Below are 17,505 nucleotides of genomic sequence, written 5' to 3'. Positions count from 1 at the left end.
GGGAACCGCATCCGGAAGCGAACCGCTACCTGACCAGGCGACAGCCCCGGCGACGGACTGACGGAGCGGGTCCGGCGGGGTTAGGTTGGGCGCCATGAGCAATCTTGACCGCGAGCCGGTTCCCGCCGTCTGCGGTGGCCGTGGGTTCGTCGTGGCGGAGCCGGTGCGTGAACTCCTCAGCCCTCGCCGCGTCCGGCTCGGCGAGTCCACCGAGGTCCGCCGGCTGCTGCCCAACCTGGGCCGGCGCATGGTGGGCGCCTGGTGCTTCGTGGACCACTACGGCCCCGACGACATCGCCGACGAGCCCGGCATGCAGGTGCCGCCGCACCCGCACATGGGCCTGCAGACGGTGAGCTGGCTGCACGAGGGGGAGGTCCTGCACCGCGACTCCACCGGGAGCCTCCAGACGATCCGCCCCCGCGAACTGGGCCTGATGACCTCCGGCCGGGCCATCAGCCACTCCGAGGAGAGCCCCCGGGAGCACGCCCGCCTCCTGCACGGGGCGCAGCTGTGGGTCGCGCTGCCCGACAGCCATCGCCATGTCGACCCGCACTTCGAACACCACGCCGAGCTGCCGGTGGTCACCGCGCCGGGCCTGAAGGCCACGCTGATCCTCGGCGGCCTCGACGGCGCGACCTCGCCCGGGACGGCGTACACCCCCATCGTCGGTGCCGACCTGGCCCTGGCCGCCGGTGCGGACCTGCGCCTGCCGCTGGAGCCGGACTTCGAGTACGCGGTGCTGTCCATGTCCGGCGAGGCACACGTCGACGGTGTTCCGGTGCTGCCCGGCTCCATGCTCTACCTCGGCTGCGGCCGCGCCGAACTGCCGCTGCGCGCCGAGTCGGACGCGGCGCTGATGCTCCTGGGCGGCGAGCCGTTCGAGGAGGAGCTGATCATGTTCTGGAACTGGATCGGCCGCTCCCAGGAGGAGATCGCACAGGCCCGCCGGGACTGGATGGAAGGCAGTCGCTTCGGCGAGGTGAAGGGCTACGACGGCGCTCCGCTGCCGGCCCCCGAGCTGCCTCCCGTGCCATTGAAGCCGCGCGGACGGGTGCGCTAGAGCGCCTCGAGGATCATCGCGTTGGCGAGTCCGCCCGCCTCGCACATCGTCTGCAGGCCGTACCGTGCTCCGCGCGCGCGGAGCGCGTGCACGAGGGTGGTCGTCAGCCGGGTCCCGCTCGCGCCCAGCGGGTGGCCGATGGCGATCGCACCTCCGTGGACGTTGACCTTGGCGAGGTCGGCGCCCGTCTCCTGCTGCCAGGCCAGGACGACGCTGGAGAAGGCTTCGTTCACCTCGAAGAGGTCGATCTCGTCGATCGTCAGACCCGCCTTGTGAAGCACCTTCTCGGTGGCGGGAATGACTCCGGTGAGCATGAGGAGGGGGTCGGAGCCCGTGACCGCGAAGCTGTGCAGCCGGGCGAGTGGACGCAGGCCGAGGCGCTCCGCGGTCTCGCTGCTGGTGATGAGCACCGCCGAGGCGCCGTCATTGATCGGGCTCGCGTTGGCGGCGGTGATGTTCCAGCCGATCTGCGGGAACCGCTCCGCAAAGCCGGGGTCGTAGTAGGCGGGCTTGAGACCGGCGAGGATCTCGGGGGTGCTGGACGGCCGCATCGACTCGTCGCGTGTGAGGCCCTCCAGCGGGGCCGTCTCGGCGTCGAACAGGCCGGCGTCCCAAGCGGCTCCGGCCTTGTGGTGAGAGGACACGGCGAAGGCGTCCATCTGCTCCCGGGTGAGCGACCACTTCGCGGCGATCAGCTCGGCACTGATGCCCTGGGGGACGAGGCCGTCCGGGTAGCGCGCGGCGACTCCGGGCCCGAAGGGGTCCTTGCCGGCGGGCACGTTCGACCACATGGGCACACGGCTCATGGACTCCACGCCGCAGGCCACGACGATGTCGTACGCACCCGACAGCACACCCTGCGCGGCGAAGTGCACGGCCTGCTGGGAGGAGCCGCACTGCCGGTCCACGGTGGTCGCGGGCACGGTCTCCGGGAACCCCGCGGACAGCACGGCGTACCGGGTGGTGTTCATGGCCTGCTCGCCGACCTGGTCGACGGTGCCGCCGATCACGTCGTCGATGAGCGCCGGGTCGATGCCGGAGCGCTCGACGAGGGTGCGCAGGGTGTGTGCGAGGAGTTCCACGGGGTGGACATGGGCCAGGGCGCCGTTGGGCTTGCCCTTGCCCACCGGGGTCCGTACGGCTTCCACGATCACGGCGTCACGCATGGTAGCGGCCTCCTTGCCCGGTGATACCGAGGCGATGTTACTGGTGAGTTTGGAATCTGGATCCACCATAACTCTGCGAGTTTGAAAAACAAACCCACCTTTAGACTGGGAACCATGGCCGCCACCAAAGATCCGCGCCCCTGCTCCATCGCCGACACGCTGGCCCTCGTCGGCGAGAAGTACTCCCTGCTCGTCCTGCGCGAGGTCCTCCTCGGCAACGGGCGCTTCGACCAGATCGTGCGCAACACCGGCGCCCCGCGTGATGTCCTCGCGGCGCGACTGAAGCGACTGGTGGAGGGCGGGATCCTGACGAAGAGCAAGTACAGCGAGCGCCCGGAGCGCTTCGAGTACCGGGCCACGGCGGCCGGCCTGGAGCTGGACCCGGTCCTGATGGCTCTCATGGCATGGGGCGACCGTCATCTCCGGGCGGAAGGTGATCGCCCCATGGTGATCAAGCACCACTGCGGTCACGAGCTGGCCGCGGTTGTCACCTGCTCCGCCTGCGGCGACGAGCTCCGCCCCGGCGATCGGACGCCGCATCCCCAGGCGCCGGGCTGGACGGTGTCAGGACCGGTCGCAGTCCAGTAGAGCCCCTCCGGCCCTCGGGGTTGGGCTGGTGGCGGCGGGCGGCGGGCGTCGTCCCGCCGGACGCGGCCCGGCGGGGCGACGCCTGGCGTTCTTCTGTCCATCGCGCGCTCGCCCCGAAGCGGCAACCCTCCCTCCTCTATCGTGCACATGTCATTCAGCCGGTCGGTGTTCGGACCGGCCCGACTCCACGATCCGGAGGCCTCGTTGCCGATCGTCCACCCCCCGCTGCCCGCTCCGCGACCGCCGTTCACCGTCGGCCGCCGCGGCGCGTTACGTCTGCTTTCCGTTCTCGTGGTGCTGGCCCTGGCCTGGTGTGCCGCCCTCACCCGGCCCGCTGCCGCGGCCACCGGCACGCTCGCCACCGACCGTCCCGCGCTCGCCGCATGGTGGGCCCCGGTCCACTTCCAGGACGTCGACACCACGGGTGAGACCGCCCTCGCCGGCCAGTCCGACTACCTGGCCGCCTACGACTTCGACGGCGACCTCGACGGCCGCAACAACTGGGAGGACACCGGCCGTTCACCGCTCGCCGCGCATGTCTACTACTCGGTGACGCAGAGGCAGTCCTTCTCCTACCTGCTCTACGTCTACTTCCACCCGCGCGACTGGTCCGACGGCATCCTCGACAACTACCAGGAGGACCTCACCGAGCACGAGAACGACTCCGAGGGCGTGCTGCTCGTCGTCGCCAACGACGGGAGCGCCTACGGGACTTTGAAGGCGGCCCTCACCGTGGCCCACAGCGACTTCTACTCGTACGTCCCCTCCGGCGGCGACTTCACCAGCGGCGCGGAGAGCGTCGACGGCACTCTGCCGCTGAAGAGCGACCCGCACACCGACGGCCACGCCCGCCCGTTCACCGCCCAGCAGGCCAACACCCACGCCGCGTGGGCCGAGACCGCGATCTCGCAGGTGGCGAGCCAGTACAACAGCGGTGACGGCGTGCTCTACTACCCGGGCGACACCGCCGAGGTTCCCTCCGGCGCCAACGACCGCGACGTCCAGTACACCCTGACCGACGTGTTCACCCCCGGCGGGATGTGGGACCGGCGCAACACCACCAGCCTCTTCGCCGACCCGGGCCGCTTCGCCGGCGACGACAGCTCCAACCCGTACGGAGCGGCCTGCGGCGCGGGCGGAGTGCTCGGCCCCGCCTACGGCGCCTGCGACACCGACGCCGCCAACCCGCCGTGGGCCTGGGACGACCACGACGACCTGCCCGGCGCCGGCTATCTGGCCACGCACCCGGCCGAGTTGGTCGCCAATTACTTCAACTGGCCCGGAGAGCCCGCCACTCCGGACACCGCCTACACCTGGAACCCGTACCTGGCGGGCTGACCCGGGCGGGGCGGAGGTCGGCACCGAAGGGAAGGCAGGCCGGACCGGGTGCCGACCGCCCGTCCGGCGGGCGGGCGGGGTCGAACCCGTCCGGCCGCTCCCACCATCGGGCATCCGACGTCCCGTCGCTGGTCGAAGGGCGCGGGCTCGGAAGGAACGCAGGACCCCGGGTACGGGATCCTGCGATCGGCGCTTTCCACAGGTTCCGGTGGATGTGGCCCTGGCGAGAGCGGGGCTGCTTCCCGGACCCCGTGCGTCGACCGGGGGCTGCGCGGGCCCCGCTCACACGGGTGATGCGAGGTCGTATATCCATATAAAAACCCATCTTGTTGGCATAGTGCGCTCATGGAGACCACTGCCCCGAGCACCCGCACTCGTCCGCCACGCCCGGGCAGGCGCCGTCGTCGTACGGCCTGGGTTCTGGCGGTCGTCGGTGCCGCGGGGATCGCCGGGGGAGTCGTCCTCGTCGCCGGTCCCGCCCCGTCCGGAGCCCACCGCCACCCCGGCAGCCCCGGCCCCTCCGTGGCGCCGTCCCGCGACGCTCCGCAGGCCGAGACGCCGTCCCCCGGCGCCGCAGGCATCGGCGACCCGCTCATGCCGCTCGACGGCAACGGCGGCTACACGGTGCGCCGCTACACGCTCGACTTCGACTGGCGGGCACCGCGGACCCCGTTCGAGGCCGCCGCCACCGTCAGCGCCACCGCCACGCAGGCCCTGTCCCGCTTCGACCTGGACTTCGCCGGCAACACGCTGCACACCGTCACCGTCGACGGCGCACCTGCCGCCGCGGTACGCGACGGCGACGAACTCGTCGTCACCCCGGCCCGGCCGGTCCCCCGGGGCCGTGCGTTCACCGTCCGGGTCGCCTACACCGCCGATCCCACCCTGCAACGCCGCCGCTCCGACGCCATCGCGCGCTACGGCTGGGTGCCCACCCCCGACGGCACCGTCCTCTACGCGCAGCCCGACGGCGCCAAGATGATCTTCCCTGCGGACGACCACCCGAGCCTGCGGGCGCCCGTCACCTTCCACATCACCACCCCGCCGGAGCTGACCGCGGTGGCCAACGGCCGGCTCGTCGAGCGCGTCCGCCGGCCCGACGGGCGGATCCGGTGGACGTACGACTCCGAGCAGCCGGTCGCCGCCCAGCTGGTCCAGATGGCGATCGGGAAGTTCACCTTCGTCGACCGCACCGGCCCGCGCGGTCTGCCCCTGCGGGACGCGGTCCCCCGGGACCTGGTCGCCGGCACCGAGGCCTACCGCTCACTCACCCCCGAGCACCTGGCCTGGCTGGAGGAACGCCTCGGCCCCTACCCGTTCGGCCGCTACGGCGTACTGGTCGGCGACACCGACCTTCCGGTGGCGCTGGAGTCGCAGTCGCTGGCCGTGCTGCCGCGGGCCGACCTGACGGGCGGACAGGTCGACGCCGAACGCAACCTCGTGCACGAACTGACCCACCACTGGACCGGCGACAGCGTCGCCATCCGGCGCTGGTCCGACCTGTGGCTGAGCGAGGGACACGCCCGCTACTACGAACGGCTCTACGCCGACACGCACGGCGGCGCCGACCTGGAGGACGTGATGCGGACGGCGTACGAGCGGCACGACCAGTGGCGCCACGACGACGGCGCACCCGCCGAACCCACCGAACCGTCCCTGTTCCGGCAGATCCGCTACGACGGTTCGGCGCTGGTGCTCTACGCCCTGCGGCAGGAGGTCGGCGAGGACTCCTTCGGCCGGATCGAACGGGCCTGGGTGAAGACGTACCGCGGCAGGGCCGCCGGGACCGGGGACTTCGTCGCACTCGCCTCCGCGGTCGCGGGCCGGGATCTGAAGCCCTTTCTGACGCCGTGGCTGCACGGGGCGCACACCCCGCCCATGCCGGGGCACCCCGACTGGCACGTGGACCCGGTCAAGGAGTGAGCGCCACGCCGTCCGCCCTGCCGCCGACCGGGTGGCCTGTGCCGGAGTGCTGGTCCACGTCGGTGACGGTTGGCGCGACGTGGCACGCCGGACACGGAAGCGTACGAGGGGTGGCGTGGAGGACAACTCCTTTGTCCTGGTTGCGACGAGCATGGTTGGAGCCCTTGCATGATGAGAAGACCTGCCGCCCCCCGTGTCTCCGGCGCGCTGCGCAGGCATCGCCTGCTGATCTGCGTGACCGCGTCGGCGGCGCTCGTGGTGCCCCTGCTGACCGGCCGGCTGTCGGGCGGCCCGGACGACCACCGCCTCCAGAGCGAATTCACCGACGCCGCCGACGAGTTCCACGTGCCGCGCAACGTGCTCATGGGCGTGGCCTATCTCCAGTCACGCTGGGATTCCCATCCCGGCGCGCCGAGCGTCGTCGGCGGCTATGGACCGATGCACCTGACGGACCCCGAGGCACCGCGCCGGGCCGGCACAGCGCCCGGCACCACCGCGGCCGGGCCACCGGGCACGGCGGCGTCGACCCCCGCGCAGGACCGCTCCGCGCCGCCCGCGGACCTGCACCGGGCCGCCCGGCTGACCGGTGTCCCGGTGGAGAAGCTGCGTACCGACACCGCTGCCAATGTAAGGGCCGGAGCGGCGCTCCTGGCGGAGACACAACGAAAACTCGGCAAATCGCTCAGCGCCGGCACCGACGACTGGTGGGAGGCGGTGGCCCGCTTCCCGGGCACCGGCGACAAGGCCTCGGCGGCGACGTACGCCGACGACGTGTTCGCGGTGATCCGCAAAGGCGCGCACCGCACCACCGACACCGGCCAGCGCGTCACCCTCCCCGCCTCGCCCGGCGTGCGCCCCCACCGGCCGGTGGTGAAGCCCCCGCGGCCGGAGGAGGTCGAGTGCCCGGCGGAGCTGGACTGCTCCTGGCTGCCCGCACCGTACGTCCAGGTCGACGGCAGCTACGGCAACCACGACCTGGCCGACCGGCCCCGGGACGAGAAGATCGAGTACATCGTCATCCACGACACCGAGGCGAACCTGCCGAGCATGTTCCAGACCGTGCAGAATCCGACGGAGGCGTCCTGGCACTACTCGATCCGCTCCAAGGACGGTCATGTCACCCAGCACATCAGGACCAAGGACATGGCCTGGCACTCCGGCAACCAGCTGGTCAACGCCCGCTCGATCGGCATCGAGCACGAGGGCTTCCTCACCCAGCCCAACACCTGGTACACGGAGCAGATGTACCGCTCGTCGGCCCGCCTGGTGCGCTATCTGGCGAAGAAGTACGGCATCCCGCTCGACCGGCAGCACATCTTCGGCCACGACAACGTGCCCGCCCCGACCGGCGGCAGCATCCCGAGCATGCACGACGACCCCGGCCCGTTCTGGGACTGGCGGCACTACTTCGACCTGCTCGGCGCACCTCTGCGGGCCACCGGCCCCCGGCACGGCGCCATGGTGACGATCCTGCCCGACTTCGCCACCCACAAGCCGTCGTTCACCGGCTGCCCCGGCGCCCACCTGCCGTGCGCGCCGCACGGCTCCAGTGCCGTCCGGCTGTACACCGAGCCGTCCGAGAGCGCACCGCTGATCCAGGACCCGGGCCGGCACCCGGACGGCGCGGACTCCACGGAGGACGTCCACGACCTGGGGTCGCGGGTCTCCGCCGGACAGACCTTCGCGGTCGCCGCGCGCCGCGGCGACTGGACGGCGATCTGGTTCCAGGGCCGCGAGGCGTGGTTCAAGAACCCCGAGGACCACCCGACGGCCGTCGGCGCGGGCGGCCGGATGGTGACACCCAGGGAGGGCCTGGACGTGATCCAGGTGTTCGGACGCGCCCTGCCGGAGTCGGGCGCCTACCCGCAGGGGATGAAGGAGCCGACCCAGGCGCCGCTGCCCTACGAGTTCCTCGCCGGTCAGCGGTATGTGACCCGGTCCAGCCTGGACGGCTCCTACGTCGACCGGTCGAACTTCGTCGAGACGCCCAGCCCCGTGGTGAAGGGCAGCGAGGAGTACTACGAGATCCAGTTCGGCCACCGGCTCGCCTACGTGCGGGCCTCCGACGTGGACGTGGTGGACGTGCCGGTCGCGGCGGGACCGGAGTCGGAGCCGGGACAGGACGGTCAGGCCCGGCGCAGGTGAGGGTGGAGCAGGTCCTGCCGGTCAGTTCCGGCGCCTCAGCGTGGGGGACGGCTGCTCGGTCCAGATCGTCTTGCCCTCGGCCGAGTAGCGGGTGCCCCAGGCCTGCGCCAGCTGCGAGGCGATGAACAGCCCCCGGCCGCCCTCGTCGACCGTACGGGCGTGGCGCAGATGGGGCGCGGCCGAGCCGGAGTCGCGCACCTCGCACGTCAGACTGCGGTCGCTGACCAGGCGGACCTCGATCGGGGGATGGCCGTACCGGATCGCGTTGGTGACCAGCTCACTGACGATGAGTTCGGTGTTGAACGCCGTCTCCTGGTCGATCTGCCACCGGGCCAGCTGTGTGCGTATGTTCCGCCGGGCCAGTGCCACCGCGGCCGGGTCCGACTCGAACTCCCAGATGGCGACCTGCTCGGGCGGGAAGGAGCGGACCCGCGCGACGATCACCGCCGCGTCCCCCGCCCCCATTCCGGCCGGCAGCGCGTACACGATGTCGTCGCAGAGGTCCTGGAGCGGCCGGTCGCCGTAGTCCGGCGACTGCCGCAGCGCACGTGAGGACTCCGCGAGGTACGAGGTCAGCAGCGGATCGCTGGTGAACACCAGGACGCTGCCGTCCGGCACCGCGAACTCCCCGGCGGCGAACGGCGAGTCCTCCTCGGAGCCCAGGGCGGGGCCCGCCGGTGTGTCGGGGATGCTGACGGTGCCGTCGGGTTCGACCAGGACCGGCGCCAGCCGGCCCGCGCCCGCCATCGTGCAGGTGCCGGTCAGCGGGTCGTGGACCGCGTAGACGCAGTCGGCGGTGAGTGCCTCGCGGCGCATGGGATCGCCCAGCGGCAGGGCCGCCCGTTCGGACGCCAGGTGCGCGGCCGTGTCGTACAGCCGGGCGAGCAGTTCGTCGGGGGAGAGGTCGAACGTGGACAGCGAGCGCACGACCGTGCGCAGCTGGCCCATGGTGGCCGCCGCGTTGAGACCCCGCCCGGAGACGCTGCCGACGACGAGTGCGGTGCGGGCGCTGGACAGCGCGATGGTGTCGTACCAGGCGCCGGGATCGGCACCGGTGACGGACAGGTACGCGGTCTCCAGCGAGGCCTGGCTCTCCGGGCTGCGGGGCAGCAGATGGCGCTGGACCGTGGCGGCCACGGTGTGCTCCCGGGCGTAGCGGCGCGCGTTGTCGATGCACAGCGCCGTGTGGGCGGCCAGCTCGACCGCGAGCCTGCGGTCGCCCTCGTCGAAGGACGGCGAGTCCCCGGCGCGGTACAGGCTGAGGAGTCCGAGGACGGTGTCGCGCAGGGTCAGCGGGACCGCGAGGAGGGTGTGGGCCTTCGAGGAGAGGATGGCCTCGGCGCGCGGGGGGTCGAAGGCCAGCCAGGGGGCGTCGGGGCGCAGCGAGACCACCCGGGCGCGAAGATCGGCCAGGCACCGGGTGAACGGGGTGGGACCCGGCAGCCGGTGCACATCGCCCACCGGGTGGGCGATGGGCGGCCCCTCGGCCGTGCTGCGGAAGCCGGCCCGCAGCAGCGGGGTGCTCGCGGGCAGCGGGGCCAGCGGCGGCTCGTCGCCGCGGATCACCGCGTCCACCACCTCCACGATCGCCACGTCGGCGAACGCGGGAACCAGGGCGTTGACGAGCTCCTCGCAGGTCACGGCCGAGTCCAGGGTCCGGCCCACGGTCCTGCGGACAGCGTCCAGCACCCGGGCCCGGCCACGCGCCCGCTCCCGTTCGGTGACGTCCACGGAGGTGACGGCCACGCCGAGCACCTTTCCCTCCGAGTTCTCCAGACGCAGCACGGACACCTCGAAGTGCCCCTCGCGGGACGGGTCCCGCTTGAACCGGGCCCGCACGACCCGCTGGCGCACGGGGACCCCGGTGTCCAGCACCTCCTGGATGGCGTCCTCCATGTCGTCGTCCACGACGATGTCGTACGCGGATCGGAAGGGCCGGCCGATCATGCTCTCCATCGGGACGCCCCGCATGGAGGGCGTGGCGGTGTTGATCCGCACCACCCGCAGGTCGGTGTCGAGCAGGTGCAGGCCGACGGGTGACTGGGTGAAGAGCGCGTCCAGCATCGAAACAGCCCGCTCGTCCGCCTGCGGGGCCTCATCGCCGTGCGCCACCGGAACCTCCTGCGGTCTGCCGTCTCCCTGGGCCGTCCGTGCTACCAGCGTGCAGGGCGATGGATCGCGCCGCATTCGGGAGCGCGGACCCCGGCGGCGGACCCGCGACGGCTCACCGCGCGGCCGGCCACCGTCCGTGACAGTGCGCAGCTCCGCGGCTCGCCGTCCGCGCCCCGGACAGCCGCCGGACCGCCGGGCTCAGTGGTCGGCCCGTACGGGGTGCCGGCTCATGATCGAGACCCGGTTGAACGCGTTGATGGTGATCGCGACCCAGAGCACCGCGGAGATCTGGTCGTCGGTGAGCTCGTCCCGGGCGGCGGCGTAGGCGGAGTCCTGGGCTGCGGTGTCGGCGGGGTTCGTCGTCGCCTCCGCCAGCGCGAGGGCCGCCCGCTCGGCGGGGGTGAACAGCCCGGTCTCCCGCCAGGCGGCCAGCACGCCCAGCCGCCGTGTCGTCTCGCCCGCGCGCAGGGCGGCCCTGGTGTGCACGTCGAGGCAGAACGCGCAGCCGTTGATCTGCGACACCCGGAGGTTGACCAGCTCCACCAGGATGCGGTCGAGACCCGCGTCGGCGGCCGTCGCGCGCACCGCGTCCGAGGTCTGCACCAGCGCGTGGTAGGCCTTGGGGCTCTGCTTGTCGAGATAGATCCGCTGGGCCGGGGACCCCGGCATGGGGCTGCTCAACCTGCACTCCTTCAGGGGCCGCTGCCGGCGCCCGCGTTCCGTCGTGTACGTACGTACGTGGTGCCGTCATCGTCCTATGATCGGGACAATTATGGTTGAATATGAAACTATCACGACCGGAACGGACGCTGCGGGGTGTGAACGGGTGCGAGCGGAGGACGGCATGAACGACGGCACGAACCGGCTGGACGCAACGGACGGGACGGACAGGGCGGACGGGACGGGGCGCGTCGAGGTGCTCACCCCACGGGACGTACCGCTCGGCGGCCCGCGGTCGATGACCGTACGGCGCACCCTGCCGCAGCGCGGCCGGTCCCTGATCGGGGCCTGGTGCTTCGCCGACCACTACGGTCCCGACGACGTCGCCCGCACGGGCGGCATGGACGTCGCCCCGCACCCGCACACCGGCCTCCAGACGGTCAGCTGGCTGTTCAGCGGCGAGATCGAACACCGCGACAGCCTCGGCAGCCACGCGCTCGTGCGGCCCGGCGAGCTGAACCTCATGACCGGCGGGCACGGCATCAGCCACACCGAGGTCTCCACCCCGGACACCGGGATCCTGCACGGCGTCCAGCTGTGGGTGGCCCTGCCCGACGAGCACCGCGACACCCGGCGGGACTTCCAGCACTTCGCGCCCGAGCCGGTGGTGGTCGACGGGGCGCGCATCAGCGTCTTCCTGGGCGCCCTGGCCGGGGCCGTCTCACCGGTACGGACCTTCACGCCCCTGCTCGGCGCCGAGATCGTCCTCGGCCCCCGGGCCACGCTCACCCTCGCCGTGGACCCGGGTTTCGAGCACGGCGTCCTCGTCGACCACGGGCACGTCCGGGTGGCGGGCACCTCGCTGCGGCCCGCGGAACTGGGCTATGTGCCCACAGGGACCGGCACGCTGACCCTCGGCAACGACTCGGACGAACCCGCCCGGACGGTCCTGCTCGGCGGAACCCCGTTCGAGGAGGAGATCGTCATGTGGTGGAACTTCGTCGGCCGCAGCCACGAGGACATCGCGCGGGCGCGCGAGGACTGGATGAAGGAACTGGCACCGGGGCAGCCGGCGGACGGCCGCCGCTTCGGCGAGGTGGCGGGCTACGACGGCGCGCCCCTGCCCGCTCCCGAGCTGCCGTCGGTGCCGCTGAAGGCGCGCGCGAGGGCGCGGTGAACTGACCGGACCGGACCGGGTGCGGGATGCGGGGCGTCGGGAAGCGCGGAGGCGTGGGGTGCCGGTGGCGCACCCCGCACCCCGGTCCGGCGATGCGCGTCCGTCAGCGGTGGGGGCTACGGCGGGCGGCGGACGGCGGCTGCTCCTCGTCCGGCCGGCGCTGCCGGGTCCGCTGGGCGCGCCAGTCCCGCGCGCTGCACCCGAACCGCTCGCGGAACCAGCGGGAGAAGGCGCTGGGCGCGGAGAACCCGAGCAGTCCGGAGATCTCCGTCAGCGAGCGGCGCGGGTTCGCCACCAGATGCTCCGCGAGCTGCGCGCGCGTGGTGTTGAGCAGCGAGGAGAACGTCTCGCCCGACGCCGCCAGATGCCGGTGCACCGTGCGCCGGTCGACCCCGAGACTGCACGCGACCTGCTCGATGGAGCAGCGTCCGGTCGGCAGCAGGACCTCGATCAGATCGCGCACGCGGTCCAGCACGGTCGTGTCCCGCGACACTGCGATCGACTCGAAATACTGCCGGGCATAGGTCCGCAGCAACGGGTCCGACATGGGGTTCGGGACGTTCAGATCGTTGCCGTAGAAGATGATTCCGTTGAATTCACGGTTGAATTCCACCGTGGTGCCGAAAATGCGCCGGTGTGTCCCGAGGTCCGCCGGGGCGGCGTGGGTGAAACACACGGACAGCGCCTGCCAGCGGGTGCCGAGGAAGTTGCGCAGCACCTGATGGAAGGCGCCCACGGCCAGTTCGGTCGCCTGCCGGGTCGCCATCGCCTCGCCGACCTCCAGGCCCACCTTGAGGGTGGCCAGGCCGCTGGACTCGGACAGCCGGTTGTGGAGCATCTCGTTGTACATGTACTCGTGCCGGACCAGGAGCTCCACGGCACTGCGGACGTCGGGCTCCTCGCGGATGACGAGGCTGATCGGGCCGAGGTTGGAGAAGCGGCGCCGCTCGGCGAGCAACAGGCCGAAGTCCTCGCGGCGGGCGGCCGCCGAGGAGAGTTCGAGCAGCTGGATGACGGCCGTGCCGGAGATCCACCGGTCCTGGACCGCCAGTCCGGCCGGGTCGAGGCCCGCCTGCCGCATCAGTCCCCGCGGGTCGATGCCGAGCGACTGGCTGAGTTCGACGTAGCCGCTCAGGGTCGCGTTGCGGACGAGGGGCTTCATGGGCGCACTCCAGGGCTCTGTCCCTAACTGATAAGTCAGATGTCCCGTCAAGTCAAGCGTGCCGTCACACCGTGACCTAACGTTGCACCACCCGCGAGGGGGTTCGCCGTCCGCAATTCGGTACCCCGTCGATCAGAAATCCGACGAAGAACACCATGGCAAATCGTTCGGCCGTTGACCAGCCCTGAAAACAAGGTTCGAGCAGCCCTGAAAATGCGACGGAGAATCCCTGGAGAATGAAGGCCGAGCGCCTTCCGCGGCCTGGCCGCGCTGAAATTCACGGGATTCCCCGCGCGGAAACGAGGAGAAACGTGCCCGCGGTCCACGCTCTCCGGCCGGCCGGCAGCCACCCCGGCTCCGGCCCGGCGGACACACCCGGTGGGAGCCCCCGATGACGAACGTGAGCGACGTGCTGCGACGGCCCTGCACCGGAGCGGCCGTGTGGCGGGCCGCGGACCTCGCGGGCTCCGAGGAATGGGTCCTGCGGCTGTCCACGGCGCAGACCGACGAACTGGAGAGGGCCGCGCGGGCGGTCCACGAGCGAGGCCTTCCGCTGCTGAAGGTCGCGGCCGGGGACTTCCCGCTGCCCACCCTGGCCGGCCCGCTGGAGCAGGTCGCCGACGTGCTGGAGAACGGCCGTGGATTCGTCCTGGTCCGAGGGCTCCCGGTCGAGCGGTACAGCCTGCCCGTGGCGAGCACGGTGTTCTGGGGGCTGGGACAGCACCTGGGGATCCCGGTGTCGCAGAACGCCGCCGGTCATATGCTCGGGCACGCCCGGGACACCGGCCGTACCCTCGCCGACCCCGCGACGCGCGGCTACCAGACGCGGGCGGAACTGCCCTTCCACACCGACGGATCCGACCTTCTCGCCCTGCTGTGCCTGCGGGCGGGCCGCTCCGGCGGGCACACCCGTCTGGTCAGTTCCGCGGCCGTCCACAACGCCGTCCTGGCCCGCCGTCCCGACCTGGTCCAGCGCCTGTACCGCACGCACTTCCTGGACCGCAGGGAGGAGCAGGCCCCCGGCGAACTCCCGTACGACGCCGTGCCGCTCGCCGCCTGGCACGACGGGAAGCTCAGCACCCGCTACAACCGCTGCTACCTCGAATCGGCGCAGCGCTTCCCCGACGTCCCCCGTCTGGAACCGGCCGACCTGGAACTGTTCGACCTGGTCGACGAGTTGACCGCGGCACCGGAGTCGCGGCTGGACGTCGGCTTCGGGGCGGGCGACCTGCTGCTGGTCAACAACCACGCGGTGCTGCATTCCCGCACGGCGTACGAGGACTTCGCCGAGCCGGGGACGGAACGCCATGTGCTGCGGCTGTGGCTGACCGCGCACCGGGGCCGGGACCTCCCGCCGGGTTTCTGGGGCGAGGCCCGCGGCGCCGAGGACGGCTCCGGCCGTGGCGGGATCAGCCCCCGCGACGAGATTCTGACCCCCGGGGCCTGCCGGACCGGCGGCGGCCCCGTGGCCGCAGCCCGGCACCCACGGCCGTATCCGACGGCCGTCCGACCCGACCGAACGGAAGAAGCATGAACAACCTCGCGGCAGTCCTGGTGGAGTCCGCGCGGACCGGCGGTGACCGGATCGCCGTCCGTCAGGACGACACCACCCTCACCTACGCCCAACTGGACGACGCCAGTGCCCGGCTGGCCTCGCTGCTGCGGGACGGCGGGGTCCGACCGGGCGATCGCGTCGCCATGGTCATGCCCAACGTGAGTCTCTTCCCGGTCGTCTACTACGGCATCCTGCGGGCCGGAGCCGCCGTCGTACCGATGAACCCGCTGCTGAAGGCACGCGAGGCGGCCTTCACCCTGCGCGACTCCGGGGCCCGCACGGTGCTCGTCCACCCGCAGTTCGCCGAGGAGATGGCGAAGGCCGCCACCGAGGTCGGGGCGGAGTGCCTGGTGACGGACGCGGAGGCGTTCGAGGGCCTGCTGCGGGCGGCCGAGCCGATGGCCGAGATGGTGTCGCGGGCGGCGGAGGACACCGCCGTGATCCTGTACACCTCGGGAACCACGGGCACCCCGAAGGGCGCCGAGCTGACCCACCACAACCTGCTCACCAACGCCGTCACCACCAGGGACACCCTGAGCCGGCTCCGGCCGGACGACGTCCTGTTCGGCGGACTCCCGCTGTTCCACGCGTTCGGGCAGACCTGCGCCCTCAACGCCGCCGTCGCCGCGGGCGCCACCCTGACCCTGCTGCCGCGCTTCGAGCCGGCCAGGGCGCTGGAGATCCTGCACCGGGACCGGGTCACCGTGTTCCTCGGCGTGCCCACCATGTACACGGCCCTGTTGCAGACGGGCATCCCCGAGGGTCACGACCTCTCGCCGCTGCGGCTGGCGATCTCCGGCGGCGCCTCGCTGCCCGTCGAGGTGCTGCACGGCTTCGAACGGGACTTCGACGTGACGGTGCTGGAGGGCTACGGGCTCTCCGAGACCTCCCCGGTCGCCGTGTTCAACCCCCCGGACCGGCCGCGCAAGGCCGGCTCGATCGGCGTGCCCATCCGAGGCGTCGAGGTCAGACTTGTCGCCGACGACGGCAGCACGGTCGGTCCCGGCGAGGTCGGTGAGATCGCGATCCGCGGCGAGAACGTGATGAAGGGCTACTGGAACCGCCCCGAGGCGACCGAGGAGGCCGTCCGCGGCGGATGGTTCCACAGCGGCGACCTCGCCCGCGTCGACGAGGACGGCTACTACTTCATCGTCGACCGCAAGAAGGACCTCATCATCCGCGGCGGCTACAACGTCTACCCGCGCGAGATCGAGGAGGTCCTCTACGAGCACCCGGCCGTCGCCGAGGCCGCCGTGGTCGGTGTGCCGCACCAGGTCCACGGGGAGGAGATCGCGGCCGTCGTGACCCTGCGCCAGGACCGCGCGGACACCTCGGCGGAGGCCCTGCGCGACTTCGTCAAGGAGCGGGTGGCCGCCTACAAGTACCCGCGGATCGTGACCTTCACGGACGCCCTTCCCAAGGGCGCGACCGGCAAGATCCTCAAGCGTGAGATCGTCGTCGACCAGTCCGCCACGGACTGAGACCACCACGAAGGAGCTGTTCCCGGTGCCGAGTGACCTGCCGGATCTGCATGCCCTGGAACTGCTCGTCGCCGTCGCGGAGACCGGCAGCCTCAGCCAGGCGGCGGCCCGGTTCGCGATCAGCCAGCCGTCCGCCAGCGCGCGGATGATGACGCTGGAGCGGCGCCTGGGTGTCGAGTTGCTGCTGCGGACCACCAGGGGATCCCGGCTGACCCCGGCCGGCCTGGTGGTCACGGACTGGGCCCGGGGCGTGCTGGAGAGCGCGGCCGCCTTCGTCGAGGGCACGGCGGCGCTGAGGTCGCGTCAGGAGGGCCGGCTGCGGGTGGGGGCCAGTCTGACGGTGGCCGAACACCTCGTGCCCGGCTGGCTGCTGGCCCTGCGGGAGTCGGCGCCGCACCTCCACGTGGGGCTGGAGGTGTCGAACAGCCGCAAGGTGATCGAGGGACTGCGGCACGACGCGCTGGACGTCGGCTTCGTCGAGGGCCCGTGCATCCCGCGGGACCTGCGGTCCACCGTGGTCGGGCGCGACCGGCTGCTGGTGGTGGTGACCCCGGACCACCCGTGGGCGTGCCGCCACGACCCCGTCGCGGGCGGCGAACTGGCTGCCACCGCACTGGTGTTGCGTGAACCCGGCTCCGGGACGCGGGAGACGCTGGAGGCGGCGCTGGAGCCGTACGGCGGTCTCGCCGCCCCGCTGCTGGAACTCGGGGCCATCGCCCCGCTGCGCAGCGCCGCGTCGAGCGGAGTGGGGCCCGCGGTGCTGTCGGCCATGGCCGTGCAGGACGACCTGACGGAGGGCCGGCTCGTGTCGGTGCCCACCGAGGAGGGACTGCGCCTGGACAGGGTGCTCCAGGCGGTCTGGCCGCGCGGGCGGTCACTGCCGGCGGCGGCGTCGCAACTGCTCGCCCTCGCCTGCCGCCGACCCGGCCGCCGGTCTTCGGGGCGCCTCCCTTCGGGCGCCTGACCTCGCCGCTCCTGCCCTCTGGGCCTGTGGCCCTGGCTTCGGGGGTCTGTCCTTCCGACGCTTGGCCTCGAGGGCTGTCCTTCCGGCGCCTGGCCTCGGGGTTCCGACCTCCGAGCCCGGGCCTCGAAGTCCTGGCCCTCCGGCCCCGACTGCCCCGGTCCGCCCCACGGCGGC

At 72.2% G+C, this 17,505-nt stretch carries 13 protein-coding genes; 9 read left to right on the top strand and 4 right to left on the bottom strand.

All coding sequences use genetic code 11. From position 1 onward, the window contains the following. Positions 1-94 precede the first annotated feature (94 nt). Positions 95-1,060: a pirin family protein gene (locus ABT085_RS29330; protein ID WP_351614346.1), complete on the top strand. Its 966-nt coding sequence runs from the start codon at positions 95-97 to the stop codon at positions 1,058-1,060. On the opposite strand, the gene ABT085_RS29325 is transcribed toward ABT085_RS29330, so the two are convergent. Beyond that, complete coding sequence (locus ABT085_RS29325) at positions 1,057-2,226, bottom strand: thiolase family protein (RefSeq protein ID WP_351614343.1); 1,170 nt, start codon at positions 2,224-2,226, stop codon at positions 1,057-1,059. The two genes, ABT085_RS29330 and ABT085_RS29325, sit on opposite strands and share 4 nt — an antisense overlap. A gap of 114 nt (positions 2,227-2,340) precedes the next feature. Here ABT085_RS29325 and ABT085_RS29320 point away from each other — a divergent pair, with 114 nt between their 5' ends. The 4 genes from ABT085_RS29320 to ABT085_RS29305 all read left to right on the top strand — a co-directional run bounded on the left by ABT085_RS29320 (position 2,341) and on the right by ABT085_RS29305 (position 8,220). Continuing rightward, on the top strand, positions 2,341-2,814 hold the full coding sequence (locus tag ABT085_RS29320) for a winged helix-turn-helix transcriptional regulator (protein ID WP_351614341.1): 474 nt from the start codon (positions 2,341-2,343) through the stop codon (positions 2,812-2,814). A gap of 204 nt (positions 2,815-3,018) precedes the next feature. Then, complete coding sequence (locus tag ABT085_RS29315) at positions 3,019-4,152, top strand: hypothetical protein (RefSeq protein WP_351614338.1); 1,134 nt, start codon at positions 3,019-3,021, stop codon at positions 4,150-4,152. A 345-nt stretch (positions 4,153-4,497) separates the two neighbouring features. Next, positions 4,498-6,075: a M1 family metallopeptidase gene (locus tag ABT085_RS29310; RefSeq protein WP_351614337.1), complete on the top strand. Its 1,578-nt coding sequence runs from the start codon at positions 4,498-4,500 to the stop codon at positions 6,073-6,075. A gap of 171 nt (positions 6,076-6,246) precedes the next feature. Continuing rightward, positions 6,247-8,220 carry an N-acetylmuramoyl-L-alanine amidase gene (locus ABT085_RS29305; protein WP_502982829.1) on the top strand — a complete coding sequence of 658 codons (1,974 nt, stop codon included), beginning with the start codon at positions 6,247-6,249 and terminating at the stop codon, positions 8,218-8,220. A gap of 21 nt (positions 8,221-8,241) precedes the next feature. Here ABT085_RS29305 and ABT085_RS29300 read toward each other — a convergent pair whose 3' ends face one another. Next, entirely contained in the window at positions 8,242-10,332 is a 2,091-nt protein-coding gene (locus tag ABT085_RS29300) for a SpoIIE family protein phosphatase (protein ID WP_351614325.1), read from the bottom strand. Between the two features lie 198 nt (positions 10,333-10,530). After that, positions 10,531-11,001 (bottom strand): carboxymuconolactone decarboxylase family protein, encoded by a 471-nt coding sequence (locus ABT085_RS29295; protein ID WP_351614349.1) that lies wholly within the window; start codon positions 10,999-11,001, stop codon positions 10,531-10,533. Positions 11,002-11,176: 175 nt separating this feature from the next. On the opposite strand from ABT085_RS29295, the gene ABT085_RS29290 reads away from it, so the two are divergent. Beyond that, the gene (locus ABT085_RS29290) at positions 11,177-12,169 is read left to right on the top strand and encodes a pirin family protein (RefSeq protein WP_351614318.1); all 993 of its coding nucleotides are present in this window, start codon (positions 11,177-11,179) and stop codon (positions 12,167-12,169) included. Positions 12,170-12,272: 103 nt separating this feature from the next. On the opposite strand, the gene ABT085_RS29285 is transcribed toward ABT085_RS29290, so the two are convergent. Next, on the bottom strand, positions 12,273-13,331 hold the full coding sequence (locus ABT085_RS29285) for an AraC family transcriptional regulator (protein ID WP_351614315.1): 1,059 nt from the start codon (positions 13,329-13,331) through the stop codon (positions 12,273-12,275). A gap of 391 nt (positions 13,332-13,722) precedes the next feature. Between ABT085_RS29285 and ABT085_RS29280 the strand changes: the two genes are divergently transcribed. Genes ABT085_RS29280 through ABT085_RS29270 form a run of 3 tightly spaced genes read left to right on the top strand, consistent with a single transcriptional unit; the run spans position 13,723 to position 17,331 of the window. After that, on the top strand, positions 13,723-14,865 hold the full coding sequence (locus ABT085_RS29280) for a TauD/TfdA family dioxygenase (RefSeq protein WP_351614312.1): 1,143 nt from the start codon (positions 13,723-13,725) through the stop codon (positions 14,863-14,865). After that, positions 14,862-16,367, top strand: coding sequence for a long-chain-fatty-acid--CoA ligase (locus ABT085_RS29275; protein ID WP_351614310.1), 1,506 nt, complete (start codon positions 14,862-14,864; stop codon positions 16,365-16,367). The genes ABT085_RS29280 and ABT085_RS29275 overlap by 4 nt, the downstream gene beginning before the upstream one ends. A 25-nt stretch (positions 16,368-16,392) precedes the next feature. Beyond that, positions 16,393-17,331: a LysR family transcriptional regulator gene (locus ABT085_RS29270; RefSeq protein WP_351614307.1), complete on the top strand. Its 939-nt coding sequence runs from the start codon at positions 16,393-16,395 to the stop codon at positions 17,329-17,331. Positions 17,332-17,505: the final 174 nt, after the last annotated feature.

Origin of the sequence: Streptomyces sp. NPDC002265 (genome assembly GCF_040296125.1) — a bacterium.
Classification (GTDB): Bacteria; Actinomycetota; Actinomycetes; order Streptomycetales; family Streptomycetaceae; genus Streptomyces.
This window is presented reverse-complemented; position numbering and strand designations above follow the sequence as displayed.